General features: G+C 36.7%; 18 protein-coding genes. 16 read left to right on the top strand and 2 right to left on the bottom strand.

Annotation, left to right across the window (positions count from 1 at the left end):
• Window positions 1-1322 (bottom strand): IS3 family transposase gene (locus V7097_RS10515; protein ID WP_438824223.1). Its coding sequence is split into 2 segments (ribosomal slippage), with 1323 coding nucleotides annotated over them: window positions 1-935 and window positions 935-1322; the frame shifts between segments, so codons are not numbered across the junction. This gene is flagged as partial in the annotation.
• Window positions 1323-1449: 127 nt separating this feature from the next.
• A complete protein-coding gene (locus V7097_RS10510) occupies window positions 1450-1584 on the bottom strand; it encodes a YpzI family protein (RefSeq protein ID WP_335703564.1) in 135 nt (44 codons plus the stop codon).
• A gap of 169 nt (window positions 1585-1753) precedes the next feature.
• Between V7097_RS10510 and V7097_RS10505 the strand changes: the two genes are divergently transcribed.
• The 16 genes from V7097_RS10505 to V7097_RS10430 all read left to right on the top strand — a co-directional run bounded on the left by V7097_RS10505 (window position 1754) and on the right by V7097_RS10430 (window position 14883).
• Window positions 1754-2353 (top strand): YphA family membrane protein, encoded by a 600-nt coding sequence (locus V7097_RS10505; RefSeq protein WP_335703563.1) that lies wholly within the window; start codon window positions 1754-1756, stop codon window positions 2351-2353.
• 1 nt (window position 2354) lies between these two features.
• Window positions 2355-3251 (top strand): YIEGIA family protein, encoded by an 897-nt coding sequence (locus tag V7097_RS10500; protein ID WP_335703562.1) that lies wholly within the window; start codon window positions 2355-2357, stop codon window positions 3249-3251.
• Window positions 3248-3439 carry a capping complex subunit for YIEGIA gene (locus V7097_RS10495; protein WP_335703561.1) on the top strand — a complete coding sequence of 64 codons (192 nt, stop codon included), beginning with the start codon at window positions 3248-3250 and terminating at the stop codon, window positions 3437-3439. The genes V7097_RS10500 and V7097_RS10495 overlap by 4 nt, the downstream gene beginning before the upstream one ends.
• Window positions 3440-3589: 150 nt before the next feature.
• Window positions 3590-4900, top strand: a complete 1311-nt coding sequence (gene der, locus V7097_RS10490; RefSeq protein ID WP_335703560.1) for a ribosome biogenesis GTPase Der — start codon at window positions 3590-3592, stop codon at window positions 4898-4900.
• A 15-nt stretch (window positions 4901-4915) separates the two neighbouring features.
• Window positions 4916-5953, top strand: coding sequence for an NAD(P)H-dependent glycerol-3-phosphate dehydrogenase (locus V7097_RS10485; RefSeq protein WP_335703559.1), 1038 nt, complete (start codon window positions 4916-4918; stop codon window positions 5951-5953).
• A gap of 553 nt (window positions 5954-6506) precedes the next feature.
• Window positions 6507-6707 carry a DUF2768 domain-containing protein gene (locus V7097_RS10480; protein WP_335703558.1) on the top strand — a complete coding sequence of 67 codons (201 nt, stop codon included), beginning with the start codon at window positions 6507-6509 and terminating at the stop codon, window positions 6705-6707.
• A gap of 27 nt (window positions 6708-6734) precedes the next feature.
• Window positions 6735-7454 carry a hypothetical protein gene (locus tag V7097_RS10475; RefSeq protein ID WP_335703557.1) on the top strand — a complete coding sequence of 240 codons (720 nt, stop codon included), beginning with the start codon at window positions 6735-6737 and terminating at the stop codon, window positions 7452-7454.
• 267 nt (window positions 7455-7721) lie between these two features.
• Window positions 7722-9200 carry a stage IV sporulation protein A gene (gene spoIVA / locus V7097_RS10470; protein ID WP_335703556.1) on the top strand — a complete coding sequence of 493 codons (1479 nt, stop codon included), beginning with the start codon at window positions 7722-7724 and terminating at the stop codon, window positions 9198-9200.
• A 299-nt stretch (window positions 9201-9499) separates the two neighbouring features.
• On the top strand, window positions 9500-9772 hold the full coding sequence (locus V7097_RS10465; RefSeq protein WP_335703555.1) for an HU family DNA-binding protein: 273 nt from the start codon (window positions 9500-9502) through the stop codon (window positions 9770-9772).
• Window positions 9773-9900: 128 nt separating this feature from the next.
• A complete protein-coding gene (gene folE / locus V7097_RS10460; protein ID WP_335703554.1) occupies window positions 9901-10467 on the top strand; it encodes a GTP cyclohydrolase I FolE in 567 nt (188 codons plus the stop codon).
• 117 nt (window positions 10468-10584) lie between these two features.
• Entirely contained in the window at window positions 10585-10815 is a 231-nt protein-coding gene (gene mtrB, locus V7097_RS10455; protein ID WP_335703553.1) for a trp RNA-binding attenuation protein MtrB, read from the top strand.
• 147 nt (window positions 10816-10962) lie between these two features.
• Window positions 10963-11775, top strand: a complete 813-nt coding sequence (locus V7097_RS10450; RefSeq protein ID WP_335703552.1) for a heptaprenyl diphosphate synthase component 1 — start codon at window positions 10963-10965, stop codon at window positions 11773-11775.
• 2 nt (window positions 11776-11777) lie between these two features.
• Window positions 11778-12488, top strand: a complete 711-nt coding sequence (locus V7097_RS10445; protein ID WP_335703551.1) for a demethylmenaquinone methyltransferase — start codon at window positions 11778-11780, stop codon at window positions 12486-12488.
• A gap of 34 nt (window positions 12489-12522) precedes the next feature.
• Complete coding sequence (hepT, locus tag V7097_RS10440; RefSeq protein WP_335703550.1) at window positions 12523-13485, top strand: heptaprenyl diphosphate synthase component II; 963 nt, start codon at window positions 12523-12525, stop codon at window positions 13483-13485.
• Window positions 13486-13578: 93 nt separating this feature from the next.
• Window positions 13579-14025, top strand: coding sequence for a nucleoside-diphosphate kinase (gene ndk / locus V7097_RS10435; protein WP_335703549.1), 447 nt, complete (start codon window positions 13579-13581; stop codon window positions 14023-14025).
• Window positions 14026-14109: 84 nt separating this feature from the next.
• The gene (locus V7097_RS10430) at window positions 14110-14883 is read left to right on the top strand and encodes a CheR family methyltransferase (protein WP_335703548.1); all 774 of its coding nucleotides are present in this window, start codon (window positions 14110-14112) and stop codon (window positions 14881-14883) included.
• Window positions 14884-14977: the final 94 nt, after the last annotated feature.

The following is a 14977-nucleotide window of genomic DNA, read 5'->3' as shown; positions in this document are numbered from 1 at the left end:
AAGTTTTTCAGTGCCCTCGTATTGAACAGGGGTCATCTTATTTAAATTCCATTGGTATCTGTAGTGATTGTAATACGACATATATTGTTTGATTTCACGTTTTAGTTCATCTAGGGTTGCACAAGGTTTTATATATGCCTCATCCTTGAAATGACCAAAAAATGATTCTTGGGGGGCATTATCCCAGCAGTTCCCGCGTCTGGACATAGATTGGTGTAATCCAAATTTCTTCACTAACTTTTGAAAGTTAGGGTGTGTATAGTGGGTTCCTTGATCAGAGTGTATTAATGCGTCTTCTGCTTTTCTAAAGTTGCGGTTCTTCTTTAACTTTAGAAGGGTGTCTGTAGCTAAATCCATCGTAATATGGGCTGACACGTTATAGGCTAAGATTTCATTAGTTGAACCATCTTTAATAGTCGACAAATAAGCTTTCTGACCCTTTCCGTAATATAAATACGTGATATCTGTTAGAAGTACTTTTCCAGGTACATCTTGCTTAAATTGTCGGTTCAATAGGTTCGGTACAACCCGATGTTCTTGTGTGGCCTTCATCATTCTCCTATAAGGATTTGCCTTCCTGATGGGACATATAATGTAATATTTCTTCATTATTCGACGGATAAGCTTCAAATTATAGACAACATCAAATTGACCCGCCAAAGTCATTTTAATTTGACGTGCCCCTTTCTTTCGACCTTTGAAATTATAGGCCTTTAAAATATTCTCTTTCAACACTTCATCCTTATTATCCTTAAGTGTTCTTCGTTCTTGTGACTCTAATGTGAAATAATTATAATAACCACTTCTCGAAACACCGGCTACTTTACATAGATAACTCACCATGTTTTTTAAATGATACTTTTCAATTACCGAACGGATAAGTTCATATTTCAGGCTTGGAGGAAGTGTTAGTTTCTCATCCCCCTTTCCGCAAAACGGATCTTTTTTAGTAGTTCATTTTCTGCCTTTAACAAGTTAATTTCTGCTTCCAATCGAGCGTTTTTTTCTATTAGTGTCAGTTCCCTTTCTCTAGGGCGCCCTGAGTTACCGACTCTGGTATCACGTAAACCAATTAGCCCTTTTTCTGAGTAAGCATCCTTCCATCTTCTACTCGCAGATTTAACCCTTTGAATCCCCAAAATATCTACATCAAAACCGCATTCCTCAAAAATAACTCTAGCAAATTTGCCTTTCTCAGTTTCTGCAATAAATATATGTTTAAATTCATCAGTATAAGTAATTCCTTTAGAACTAATAGATTTAACGTATTTATTAGCTGATAGTTGTTTAATCTCTTTCTCTGTAAAAGTCTTTTTACTCATATTTTTCCCCAGTCCCTGTTGTAATTCTGTAGTTGTGTTTCTTAATTATACAAAAAAGTACCCTATAGGTAGACTTTTTTTATGTGTCTACTCTATAGGGTACATTTTAAACAGGGTGAGGGCCTTTTTATTTTCGATTTATTTCTCTTGCTTCTTCAGGTGTATCTAGTCTTGCTGCCCCCTTATAATCAAGGGATTGGTCTCTATCAGACTCAACTACACGTGCTTCTTTTAGTTTTCTTTCCTGTCTATCTTTACCCATTTTAATTCCTCCTTTTTCTACCCTACATAAGTTTCCATGATTAGGGAATTTTATGTAGAGGCTATCCTTCTGTGATTTCATTATATTGTTTCATAAAACGATTTTTGGTATACAAATGGGTTAAAATTCATCATTTCGAGCCATAATGGGAATAATAGGAGGTGGAGAAATGGAAGGTGCAATATTTTATTGGATTTGTTGGATGGCCTGGGTGTGCAGTACTTTTTTAATGAAGAAAAACAAAGAGAGGCTATTCTTGTCCATCTTGTTTTTAATGACGATCATCTTATCACCGTATTATGTGGTAATAGGTGATATTAAAATAAATTGCAGTATCTTGGTTATTATCTCTTACTGTTTGAGGGAAATCTCGAATAGACCGAAAAAGCAATTACTATATTTGCTCATTTGCATTCTTACCATTTCTTTAGCTTATTGTAGCTTTTTATTGTTTGAATTGTTTGATCCAGTATGGCTGCTTTTTAACCGAAATTTGATGCTTGGTGCTGTATTAATATACGTGACAATAATGCTCTTGAAGGATTTTCGTTTACGCTTGGCAGGGCTGTTAATTGGTGCTATACAGGGGGATATTCTGTTTGGAATTATTATTAATAATGTAAATTTTCCTTATGAAGTTGGTTCATTTGTCTTTTTAGATGTCATTTCAATTAGTTTTGGTTTTATTTTTGTTTGGTCATCATTAGAGATACTGTTACATCATTTCGATGTAATGGTTCAAAAAAACACGAAGGAGAAACTCGGCTAGTATGAATGAATATACATACCCGATTTTGTTCGGGGTTATCTTTGGTGTTGCTGTTCGACTGTATATGCTACGGACAGATTATCGTCAATATCCAACTTATCTACACGGGAAAATCATCCATATTGCGTTAGGGTTTATTGCGGCAGGATTAGGAACTGTTGCTGTTCCTTCGATTATGGAAGAAGACTTCACTGCGATTACTTTTTTAACCATTGCAGCTTCACAATTTCGTGATGTGCGTAATATGGAGCGCAATACACTTACAGAATTAGATTCGTATGAACTTGTTTCAAGAGGAAAGACATATATTGAAGGAATAGCAGTTGCCTTTGAAAGTCGAAATTACTTAGTGATTTTCACCTCATTTTTTTCCACCTTTGCTTACCTTGCATTTAAATGGTGGGCTGGAATTGTGGTAGGTATCATTTGTCTCTTGATTTGTAAAAAACTAATGGCTGGCAGTAAACTACAGGATATTGTTGATATTGAGTATGTGGAGCCGCATTTCAAGGGCGCTGGCTTATATGTTGATAATATTTATATTATGAATATCGGTATTCCTGCAAGGCAAGAAGAGGTTTTGAAATATGGTATGGGTTTTATCTTAAAGCCAAAATCATTTGATGCGAGAGCAACGATTGCAAACTTAGGGCAAAGGCAAGCCATTTTACACGATGTTTCTACAGCATTGGGAATTTTTAGAGATTCTGGAACACCAGCACTTGTGCCATTGGCAAAAAGAGATTTGAACGACGGGCGTGTTGCAATATTTGTTTTGCCGCAGGATAAGAATGTAGATAGAGCCATCGAGGTAATAAGTAATGTGCCTACTTTAGAAAATGCAATTCGAATGCCAACGGAGAGAGAAGAAAACGAGAAGGAGCTGCCTCTTAAATGAATATAGAAAAATTTATTTTAGCGGCGATAGCATTGGATACCTCAAAGGTGAAGGTCTCAGGTGGGACGCCATTGTTTTCATGTTCCTCAAAGGAAGAAATGGATTCGATAGCTTCAAGTTTAGAAGCTATTTTAGATGGAATTGCTCATGAAATCAGCGAGAATTTGTATATAATCGTTAAACATTAAATATTTAATTGTTGTAAACACGGATTTTTGATAGAATGAAAAAGCATGACCCTTCTGACGTAGAAGGGTTTATTTTTTACATAACATTGATTTTCGGCATTTTTTATGTGATATATGTATGTGAGATAAGATTAGAAGGGAAGAACGCTTGTGGTAAAACCAGTTGTGGCAATTGTTGGTCGCCCTAACGTAGGGAAATCAACAATTTTTAATCGTATAGTAGGAGAAAGAGTATCAATTGTAGAAGATATTCCTGGAGTAACCAGGGATCGTATTTATAGTTCTGGGGAGTGGCTAAATCAAGAATTCAGCATTATTGATACAGGTGGTATCGACATTGGTGATGAGCCATTTCTTGCTCAAATTAGACACCAGGCAGAAATCGCAATTGATGAAGCAGATGTCATTATTTTTATGACAAGTGGCCGTGAAGGTGTGACAAGTGCGGACGAAGAGGTATCGAAAATTTTATATCGTTCCAAAACACCGGTTGTATTAGCTGTCAATAAGGTAGACAACCCTGAGATGAGAGCAGATATTTTTGACTTCTATGCTCTAGGCTTCGGTGAACCGTTTCCTATTTCAGGCTCACATGGGATTGGGCTTGGTGATTTATTAGATGAAGTCGTCAACCATTTTCCAAAGGGTAGCACCGAAGAATATGATGAGGATATTATTAAATTCTCATTAATTGGTCGTCCGAATGTAGGGAAGTCATCACTTGTTAATTCCTTATTAGGTGAGGACAGAGTAATTGTAAGTGATATCGCTGGAACAACAAGGGACGCCATTGATACAAAATACATAGTTGATGGTAAAGAGTACGTTATAATTGATACAGCTGGAATGAGGAAAAGAGGAAAAGTCTATGAAAGCACGGAGAAGTATAGTGTGCTTAGGGCTTTAAAGGCAATTGAACGTTCTGACGTCGTCTTAGTTGTGTTAAATGCTGAAGAAGGGATAATCGAACAGGATAAAAAAATTGCTGGTTATGCCCATGAAGCAGGTAGAGCAATCGTCATTGTTGTAAACAAATGGGATGCAGTTGAAAAAGACGAGAAAACAATGAAGGAATTTGAAGAGAAAATTCGAGATCATTTCCTATTCCTTGATTATGCACCAATTGTGTTCTTATCGGCGAAAACTAAACGCCGTATTCATACCTTAATTCCAATGATTGATATGGCCAGTGAAAACCATACAATGCGTGTACAAACAAATGTCTTAAATGACGTTATCATGGACGCTGTTGCAATGAATCCAACCCCTACAGATAAGGGGAATCGCCTGAGAATTTATTATGTTACACAGGTTGCGATTAAACCGCCAACATTTGTTGTATTTGTAAATGATCCTGAGTTAATGCATTTTTCATATGAACGATTCTTAGAAAACCGCATTAGGGATGCTTTTGGTTTTGAAGGTACACCAATAAAGGTTATCGCGAGAGCTAGAAAATAGGAAGGGGAGGATGTAATGGAGAAAGTAACGGTTGTTGGAGCTGGTAGCTGGGGAACAGCCCTTGCACTTGTTCTTGCAGACAATGATCATGAGGTCCGAATCTGGTCACATCGACAGGAACAGGTTGATGAAATCAATACGAAGCATACAAATTCCAAATATGTCCCATCAATTCAATTACCACTAACGGTCATTGGATATTCGGATTTAGCCAAGGCGTTGGATGATGTGAAGACGATTGTTCTTGCGGTTCCAACAAAAGCAATTCGGGAAGTTCTTCAGAAAATAAGCCAGGTCATTTCAACACCTCTAACGATTATTCATGTGAGCAAAGGGATTGAACCAGACACTTTAAAGCGGATTTCTGAAATGATTGAGGAAGAAATGCCCTCAAGTCTTTTAAAGGATGTTGTTGTTCTTTCTGGGCCAAGCCATGCTGAGGAAGTGGTGCTTCGCCATCCCACAACTGTAACTGTTTCATCTAATAATATGGAATCTGCTGAATATGTTCAGGACCTATTCATTAATCAGCATTTCCGCGTTTATACAAACCCTGATATTGTAGGCGTTGAAATCGGTGGGGCATTAAAGAATATTATTGCCTTGGCTGCAGGAATTACGGATGGGCTTGGATATGGAGATAACGCAAAGGCCGCTCTTATTACTCGTGGATTAGCCGAGATTTCACGTTTAGGTAGCAAAATGGGTGCAAACCCACTAACATTTGCAGGGTTAACGGGAATTGGTGATTTAATTGTAACGTGTACAAGCGTGCACTCACGGAACTGGCGTGCAGGAAATTTACTTGGTAAAGGGCAAAGCCTTCAAGAAGTCCTTGATAATATGGGAATGGTCGTAGAGGGTGTCAGAACGACAAAAGCTGCGTATCAACTGGCAAAAAAAATGGATGTGTCCATGCCAATCACATTTGCCCTATATGACGTTCTTTTCAATAACCACTCACCTAAAGATGCAGTCGATAAACTAATGGCTAGAGGGAAAACAAATGAAATGGCTGACCTCTTTAACTATCTAGAAAAAGGAACGATGTAAAAATATCACACAAACTGCCTTTTTCGTGCATATGATGGCAAGGAGAATAACATATAGCGGGATTCCCAACAATTTCGCACAGCAAAAGTAATCTAATGAGTAAAAAAGTTTGCACTTATCACCGAAAAATAGGCATAAGACGATACATTTCCTGCCGTTTTCGCATAAAATGCAACGTAGTATACTGTGGGTCTGAACGATTTGGGTTAAAGGGAATATTTAGTTTAATGATTGCTGAAGTAAAGTGCCCCTCTTTACTTCAGTTTTTTTTGTTATTATTAATCAAATACGTTATGACGTATTTGCGCCCGATTTTTAGGCCCACAGGAAGTGGGTCACAAAGACGTTGTCACACGATGTGGCGTTCTTAGTCTTTGATATTACTGCTCGAAAAAATACCTTTAATAAATCGTGGCATCCGCGGAGGCTTAAACTTATTTAACAGAAGTTCCCACTTCTGCTGAATAAGTTTACAATATAGCCTTAGTTTAAAGGTACGTATTATGATATAATATTTGACGGAATGTTAGAGTTGGACAAGGGAGTGAAAAAGGTGACACCAGGATTACTTAAAATGTGGATATCATTTGCAGGAATGGCATTTATGATTATTGCTATCATATCCATTTATCTTAGCCGATATAAACTAAAAGGCTTCCTAAAAGGAATAGTAGCCACGTTTGCATATCTTTGTATGATTCTAGCGGGAATCATTATTTTCTTAGTTGTGTTTAGCGGACCTGTTAGTGAGTAGAGATACAAACATAAGGATGGTAAAAATATGAGAGTTACGTTGCAACTGTTGGTCATTGTTTTTTCATTATCATTACTTACAGGGTGCCTTTACCCGAAAGAAAAGCTTGCTCAAAACCAAATTCCCTATGAGGATCAAGTCGCAGCTGTTCAGCGGGCAGTTGATCAATTTAAAGAGGATTCAGGTGGGCTTTTACCAATAAAAACAAGAGATATGGAGACCCCGATTTATCAAAAATATCCGATTGACTATACTCGGATTTCACCAAAATACATAGCCGAACCACCTGGTAATGCTTATGAAACGGGTGGGGTCTATTTATATGTTTTAGTAAATGTGGAAACAAACCCAATGGTTAAACTTTTAGATGTTCGAATTTCAGAGAAAATTAGTGAACTGAATTTACGAGTGCAAATATATCGTTCATCAAATGGTTATGCGCCATTTAAGGAACAGCTTCAAACTAATGTATTTACATTGGATTATAGCAAGCTAGGCTTGAAAGAAGCGCCTTTTGTTGTTAGTCCATTCACAGGAAAAAACTTGCCCCTTTTGATAACGAACAACAATGAGATTATTGTAGATTATCGTATGGATTTATATGAGTATTTATCAAAGTATGAACATACGTATAAAATAGGTGATGATATCCGGGACATTTTAGTCGATAACTCAATGTTCGTTCCGACTAATTCTCTCCCTATTACGATTAACGCCGAAAAGGAACCAATTTTTTTAGATAATTAAGTCATGAACCCTTCTTTTAGACATAAACTCTAAAAGAAGGGTTTTTATTTTTGTAAATTTGTTCAAAAAGTTTAAGGAAAATAGCTTGCTAGGGTGTTTTTGAGACGGTCTTTTTGAACTGAATTTTGCTGCTACATATTATGGGGGAATTTTTTTCTAAAAATAGTCATATTTAATTAGGACAACGTCATACAAATATAATGTCCTAGAATATGTAGTAAACGGATAAATTTATCCCAATAACTGTAAAATCGGGAGGGATCACATTTGGAAAAGGTAGATATTTTCAAAGATATCGCTGAACGCACTGGTGGCGATATATATTTAGGAGTCGTTGGTGCAGTAAGAACAGGCAAATCTACTTTCATAAAGAAGTTCATGGAATTAGTAGTCTTACCGAATATCGGTAGTGAAGCTGATAAAGCTCGGGCACAAGATGAACTGCCACAAAGTGCTGCAGGAAGAACAATTATGACAACCGAACCAAAGTTTGTTCCAAACCAAGCTGTTTCTGTCCATGTTGAAGAAGGGCTTAATGTGAACATTCGCCTTGTGGATTGTGTAGGTTACACAGTTCCAGGTGCAAAGGGTTATGAGGATGAAAATGGGCCCCGTATGATTAATACTCCTTGGTATGAAGAGCCAATCCCGTTCCATGAAGCTGCCGAGATTGGCACAAGAAAAGTCATTCAGGAGCATTCTACAATTGGTGTTGTTGTAACAACAGATGGCTCAATTGGGGAAATTCCTAGACGAGACTACATTGAAGCAGAAGAGCGTGTGATAGCTGAATTAAAAGAAGTTGGTAAACCTTTTATTATGGTTATCAACACAGTCCATCCTCATCACCCTGAAACAGATGCTCTTCGTAAGGATCTAAATGAAAAATATGATATTCCTGTTTTAGCAATGAGCGTTGAAAGTATGCGTGAAGCAGATGTATTCAATGTTTTACGAGAAGCACTTTATGAGTTCCCAGTCTTAGAGGTAAATGTAAATCTACCAAGCTGGGTAATGGTATTACGTGAGGATCATTGGTTAAGAGAAAGCTATCAGGATGCTGTAAAAGATACAGTTCAAGATATCAAGCGTTTACGTGATGTTGACCGCGTGGTTGGTCAATTTAGTGAATATGACTTTATTGATCAAGCAAGCTTAGCTGGTATCGAAATGGGGCAGGGTGTAGCTGAGATTGATTTATATGCTCCAGATGATTTATATGATCAAATTCTAAAGGAAGTTGTGGGAGTTGAAATCCGCGGAAAGGATCATCTCTTACAGCTCATGCAAGACTTTGCTCATGCAAAAGCAGAGTATGATCAAGTGGCAGATGCGTTAAAAATGGTGAAGCAAACAGGCTATGGAATTGCTGCACCTGCGCTATCTGATATGAGCTTAGATGAGCCTGAAATTATCCGCCAAGGTTCAAGATTTGGAGTTCGTTTAAAAGCTGTTGCTCCATCTATCCATATGATTAAGGTTGATGTTGAATCTGAATTTGCACCGATTATTGGTACAGAAAAACAAAGCGAAGAATTAGTCCGTTACTTAATGCAAGACTTTGAGGATGATCCACTTTCTATCTGGAATTCAGATATCTTCGGTAGATCATTAAGCTCCATTGTACGCGAGGGCATCCAGGCGAAATTATCCTTAATGCCTGAAAATGCACGCTACAAGTTAAAAGAAACCCTTGAAAGAATCATTAACGAAGGTTCAGGCGGATTGATTGCTATCATATTATAAGATTTAGGCTCCTTACAGAGGAGTCTTTTTTTTATGTATATGTATATAAAAACTTAGACTAATTTGCTTACTAAATACGAATATGATAAGCTTTTTACAAAAAATAAAGTATTTTTGGTGAAATATACATAAAAAGGTAAAATTTCTGTTGAAATATATTGAATTATGTCTAATTATCGTTTATTATAAGGCATGTTAGCTTCAAGCGATTGTAGTAAGATACTTGATGACGTAAGGCTAAACAGTAATGAATGATCATTCATATGATTTGGAATCTTCATTGGGAGGAGGTGAATGTCATGAACAAAACAGAATTAGTTAACTCTGTAGCTGAAAGTGCTGAACTTTCAAAAAAGGACGCTACAAAGGCTGTTGATGCAGTTTTTGATTCTATCCTTGAAGCTCTTAAAGGTGGAGACAAAGTTCAGTTAATCGGATTTGGTAACTTTGAGGTACGTGAGCGTGCAGCTCGTAAAGGTCGCAACCCTCAAACTGGTGAAGAAATCGAAATCGCTGCAAGCAAGGTTCCTGCATTTAAACCAGGAAAGGCGCTTAAGGATGCAGTAAAATAATTTTACATAGAATCTATGTGAAAGAAACAAAAAGAGTCGTTATTTCTCACGGCTCTTTTTTGTTTTCTATTCATAAATATGCTAGAATCAATGAACCAGTAGTATGTGATATGAGGAGAGGTTGGCAAATGACTTCTATAGATAATAATAAAATTGAGAAAGCTGTAACCATGATTTTAGAAGCGATTGGGGAAGACCCACAGAGAGAAGGGTTAGTTGATACACCAAAACGTGTCGCAAAAATGTATGCTGAAGTTTTCTCAGGCTTACAAGATGACCCGAAAGAATACTTTCAAACCGTTTTTGGCGAAGAACACGAAGAATTAGTGCTTGTAAAAGACATCCCATTTTTCTCCATGTGTGAGCATCATCTCGTCCCATTTTATGGACATGCCCATGTTGCTTACATTCCTAAAGGTGGAAAAGTAACAGGCTTAAGCAAACTTGCACGAGCAGTAGAAGCCGTAGCTAAAAGACCTCAATTACAAGAAAGAATCACTTCAACAATAGCTGATTCTATTGTTGAAACACTTCAGCCTCACGGAGTTATGGTGGTCATTGAAGCAGAGCATATGTGTATGACAATGCGCGGCGTCAAAAAGCCGGGAGCAAAAACCGTTACTTCTGCTGTTCGGGGAATTTTACAAAAGGACCCAGCCGCACGCAGTGAAGTATTATCATTAATTAAGAATTGACATCCGCAAAAAAGTGCGAGATAGTAAAAAAAGATGTAAGTTTCACTCTTCTTCCAAAATAAGTGTTGAATGAGTTGAAATGGTTCGTATACATAGCATTCATAGGAGTGAAGAAGGATGAGTAATAATTCAAACTCAGAATTTATCGTAATCAAAGCAGTTGAAGATGGAGTAAATGTAATCGGATTAACGAGAGGATCTGATACACGCTTTCATCATTCGGAGAAGTTGGATAAAGGTGAAGTCATGATTGCACAATTCACAGAACATACTTCAGCAATCAAGGTACGAGGTCATGCGATTATCCAAACAAGTCATGGAGAAACTGAATCAGATTCTAGAAAATAAGCAGGTAAATCCTGCTTTTTCTTTTGGTATAAATAAAACTAAGGGAAAAAATAAGTGATGTATGTTATAATTAACGTTGTTTTATAAAGACTAATAAAAAGTACTTTTCAAATAGATATATGGGTTATTTAAATTGGGGAAACAAGGGTGATTGATTTGCATGACATCAAGGAAATAGTTGCCGATCTTAAGGAGCGTATTGAGGATAAAACAAGACATTCATACCTTCAAAGATATATGGAAACACCGAGTATAGATGAGGATAAACTATTATTATTATACTCCATATGTGAGGATTTGCTTTTGCCAAAAGAGCAATTAACAAACTATATAGTAACCACTATGCTTGTTCAGCAGGCATTAGATACCCATGAATCAGTCCCCAATCGACTTTCCTATTCAGATGAACGTATGCGCGGTCAACAGTTGGCTGTCTTGGCAGGAGACTATTTTAGCGGATTGTATTATTATCTTCTCGCTGAAGCATCTGATATAACCTTCATTCGAATACTCGCAGAAGGTATTAAAGATGTAAATGAAGCGAAAATTTATTTGTATCAAATGGACCATGAACAAATAGACAAGCTATTTTTATGTGTGACAGCGGTTGAATCTGCTGTCTTCCGAAATATCGTAAAAAGTTTTCAAATAGAAAAGTGGGAAGAACTCGTTCAAAATTTTTTATTGCTCAAAAGACTTTTACTTGAAAGAGACCTATATTTAGAAGATGGAAATTCGATTCTTTTTAATACTCTTATAAAAATAGGCTCCCAAGAAAAACATAATCAGAAAACGGATGTTTTGTATGAATTTAATAAGCACCTTTCTCTAGTGAGCAAAAAGTTAGAAGAGTCCTTGGAGTTAAATCCTAAAATAAATAAAATTCTTCTTAACCGTATAAATGAATTGCATCTTAAAGGTACTACCTTATCATTGAATAAGATTGTGGAAGAAGGGTAATTATGGAGCAATCTAAAGAACAACGGGTACATCATGTCTTTGAAAAAATATATAAAAACTATGATCAAATGAATTCCGTTATTAGCTTCCAACAACATAAAGCATGGCGTAAGGATACAATGAAACGGATGAATGTCAAAGAAGGCTCGGCCGCACTTGACCTTTGCTGTGGCACTGCTGATTGGACCATTGCCCTTGCTGAGAAGGTAGGCCCTCAGGGGAAAGTGGTAGGTCTAGATTTTAGTAAAAACATGCTAAAGATTGGTCAGGAGAAAGTAGACAAGCTAAAGCTAAATCAGGTGGAATTAATACATGGTAATGCGATGGAGCTTCCGTTTGAGGATAATTCATTTGACTATGTAACAATTGGTTTTGGCCTTCGAAATGTTCCTGATTACATGTCTGTTTTAAAAGAAATGCATAGGGTAGTAAAGCCTGGGGGAAAAGTTGTATGTTTAGAAACATCACAGCCAACGATGATCGGATTTAGACAATTATATTTCTTCTATTTTCGTTTTATTATGCCGATTTTCGGAAAGTTTTTTGCAAAAAGTTATCAGGAATATTCATGGCTCCAAGAATCTGCCCGTGATTTTCCTGGCATGAAAGAACTTGCAAACATGTTTCAGAAAGCAGGCTTAACCGATATTGAAGTGAAGCCATACACTTTAGGTGTAGCTGCGATGCATTTAGGTTATAAAAGAAATAGTTGATCGCGTCATATTTTTTTAGACTAAGGTGAAACTAATGAAATTATCTTTGATGTATTCGTATTTGAATACAGATTTAGCAATTATAGAAAAAGAATTGGAGGCTTCTATTAAAGGGAAGCATCCAGTTCTTCAACAGGCTGGGTTGCATTTATTACAATCTGGCGGTAAACGACTGCGACCCGTTTTTGTCCTTTTAGGAGGAAAATTTGGGAAGTATGATATTAATGTAATAAAAAATGTTGCCGTAACACTTGAACTTATTCATACGGCTTCGCTTGTGCATGATGATGTGATTGATGACGCGGATATTCGTCGTGGTAAACCTACAATTAAGGCAAAATGGGATAATAAGATTGCAATGTATGCTGGAGATTATATTCTAGGTAGTTCACTAGAAATTATCACAAAGCTTCCTAATCCCTTATTACATAAACTACTTGCACACACAATTGTTGAGGTCTGCTTAGGTGAAATCGAACAAATCAAAGATAAATATCGTTTTGATCAAAACTTGCGATGTTATTTACGAAGAATCAAACGGAAGACGGCTCTTTTAATTGCAAGCAGTTGCCAATTAGGAGCAGTAGCAGCAGATGTGCCTACTGAAGTTCATAAAAAACTGTTTTTATATGGCTATTATGTCGGTATGGCATTCCAAATTACAGATGATATTTTAGATTTTACTGGTACAGATGAACAATTGGGTAAGCCTGCCGGTAGCGATTTGATGCAAGGTAATATTACCCTGCCAGTTCTATATGCGATGAAGGATGAAAAACTTAAACAACAAATTATCCAAGTATCGGAAAATACAACAGTTAGTGAGATTAAACCATTGATTACATCAATTAAACACTCAGGTGCGATTAAAGAGGCTGAGGCATTAAGTAATCGATATTTAGAAAAAGCATACAAGGTATTAGAAGAATTACCATCCTGTCGTGCTAGGAATACCCTATACAATGTTGCAAAATATATTGGAAAAAGAAAATTTTAGGAATAACATTGCTTGCCAGTCAAAATAGTGTTACTATTTTGATTGGTCGCAAAAGTTGACTATTATACATATTTTGGTGGGGTGGAGAGAATGATGGAAAAAACATTTTTAATGGTCAAACCTGATGGCGTACAACGTCAACTAGTTGGTGAAATTGTATCACGTCTCGAAAGAAAGGGCTTTCAATTGGTTGGAGCTAAATTAATGGCGATTTCTGAGGAGCTTGCAGGGGTACATTACGGTGAGCACAAAGAACGTCCATTCTTTGGAGAACTTGTTGATTTCATCACATCTGGACCAGTTTTTGCGATGGTTTGGCAAGGTGAAAATGTAATTGCAACTGCTCGTCATATGATGGGTGCAACAAATCCAAAGGATGCTCTTCCAGGAACAATTCGTGGTGATTTTGGATTAACTGTTGGAAAGAACGTTATTCACGGTTCTGATTCATCTGCTAGTGCTGAACGCGAAATTTCATTATTCTTTAAAGAGGAAGAATTAGTAGAATACGATAAGCTAATCAATAATTGGATTTACTAATCTAACCAAACCAGCTCTAATTATGGGCTGGTTTTTCTAAAGGATCTTTCACCCCAGTGAATGATCTGTGTTTGAGGAGAGGCTATGGACAAGAATTATATCTTATTTATTGAACAGATAAAAAGAAAAACAGGTATTGATTTACATCTATATAAAGAAGCCCAAATGGTAAGAAGGCTTACCTCGTTGTACGAAAAAAGAGGATTTTCAAGCTTTCAGGAATATTTTAAAGGAATTGAAAAAGACAATGAGTTGTTGCATGAGTTTTTAGACCGAATGACGATTAATGTTTCAGAGTTTTATCGGAATGCGAAACGTTGGGAAATACTAGAAACAAAGATTCTTCCGAAACTCCTGCAACAAAATCGGAAGCTTAAAGTGTGGAGTGCAGCCTGTTCAGCTGGTGAGGAGCCGTATACACTGGCAATGATTCTATCAAAATTTTTACCCTTACACCAAATTTCCATTTTAGCCACGGATATTGATGAAAATATACTTGCAAGAGCAAAGATGGGTGTATATCCTGAACGCTCGCTTCAAGAAGTGCCTTCTGAAATGAAAAAGCGCTACTTCACTCAAGATGGTGCTTTTTACAATATCCATCAAGACATAAAAAAGGCCGTGACATTCAAAAAGCAAAATTTATTAGCAGATTCCTTTGGAACCAATTTCGACTTAATCATCTGTCGAAATGTATTAATCTATTTCACAGAGGATGCTAAGGACATGCTTTACAAAAAGTTTAGTGATGCCCTTAATAGGGATGGGATCTTATTTGTAGGGAGCACAGAGCAAATATTCAACCCAGCCTCGTATGGACTGGAAACGGAAGATACATTCTTTTACCGTAAAAAATAAACGTTAAAAAATGACAATTCTAATATTGTTTGTTAAGATATAGAAATCGAATTTGCCTTATGGTAAATTCTTTTTCTTTATTTACGTGGAAGTA

Origin of the sequence: Bacillus sp. JJ1562, assembly GCF_036962705.1 — a bacterium.
GTDB lineage: Bacteria > Bacillota > Bacilli > Bacillales > Bacillaceae_L > Ferdinandcohnia.
This window is presented reverse-complemented; position numbering and strand designations above follow the sequence as displayed.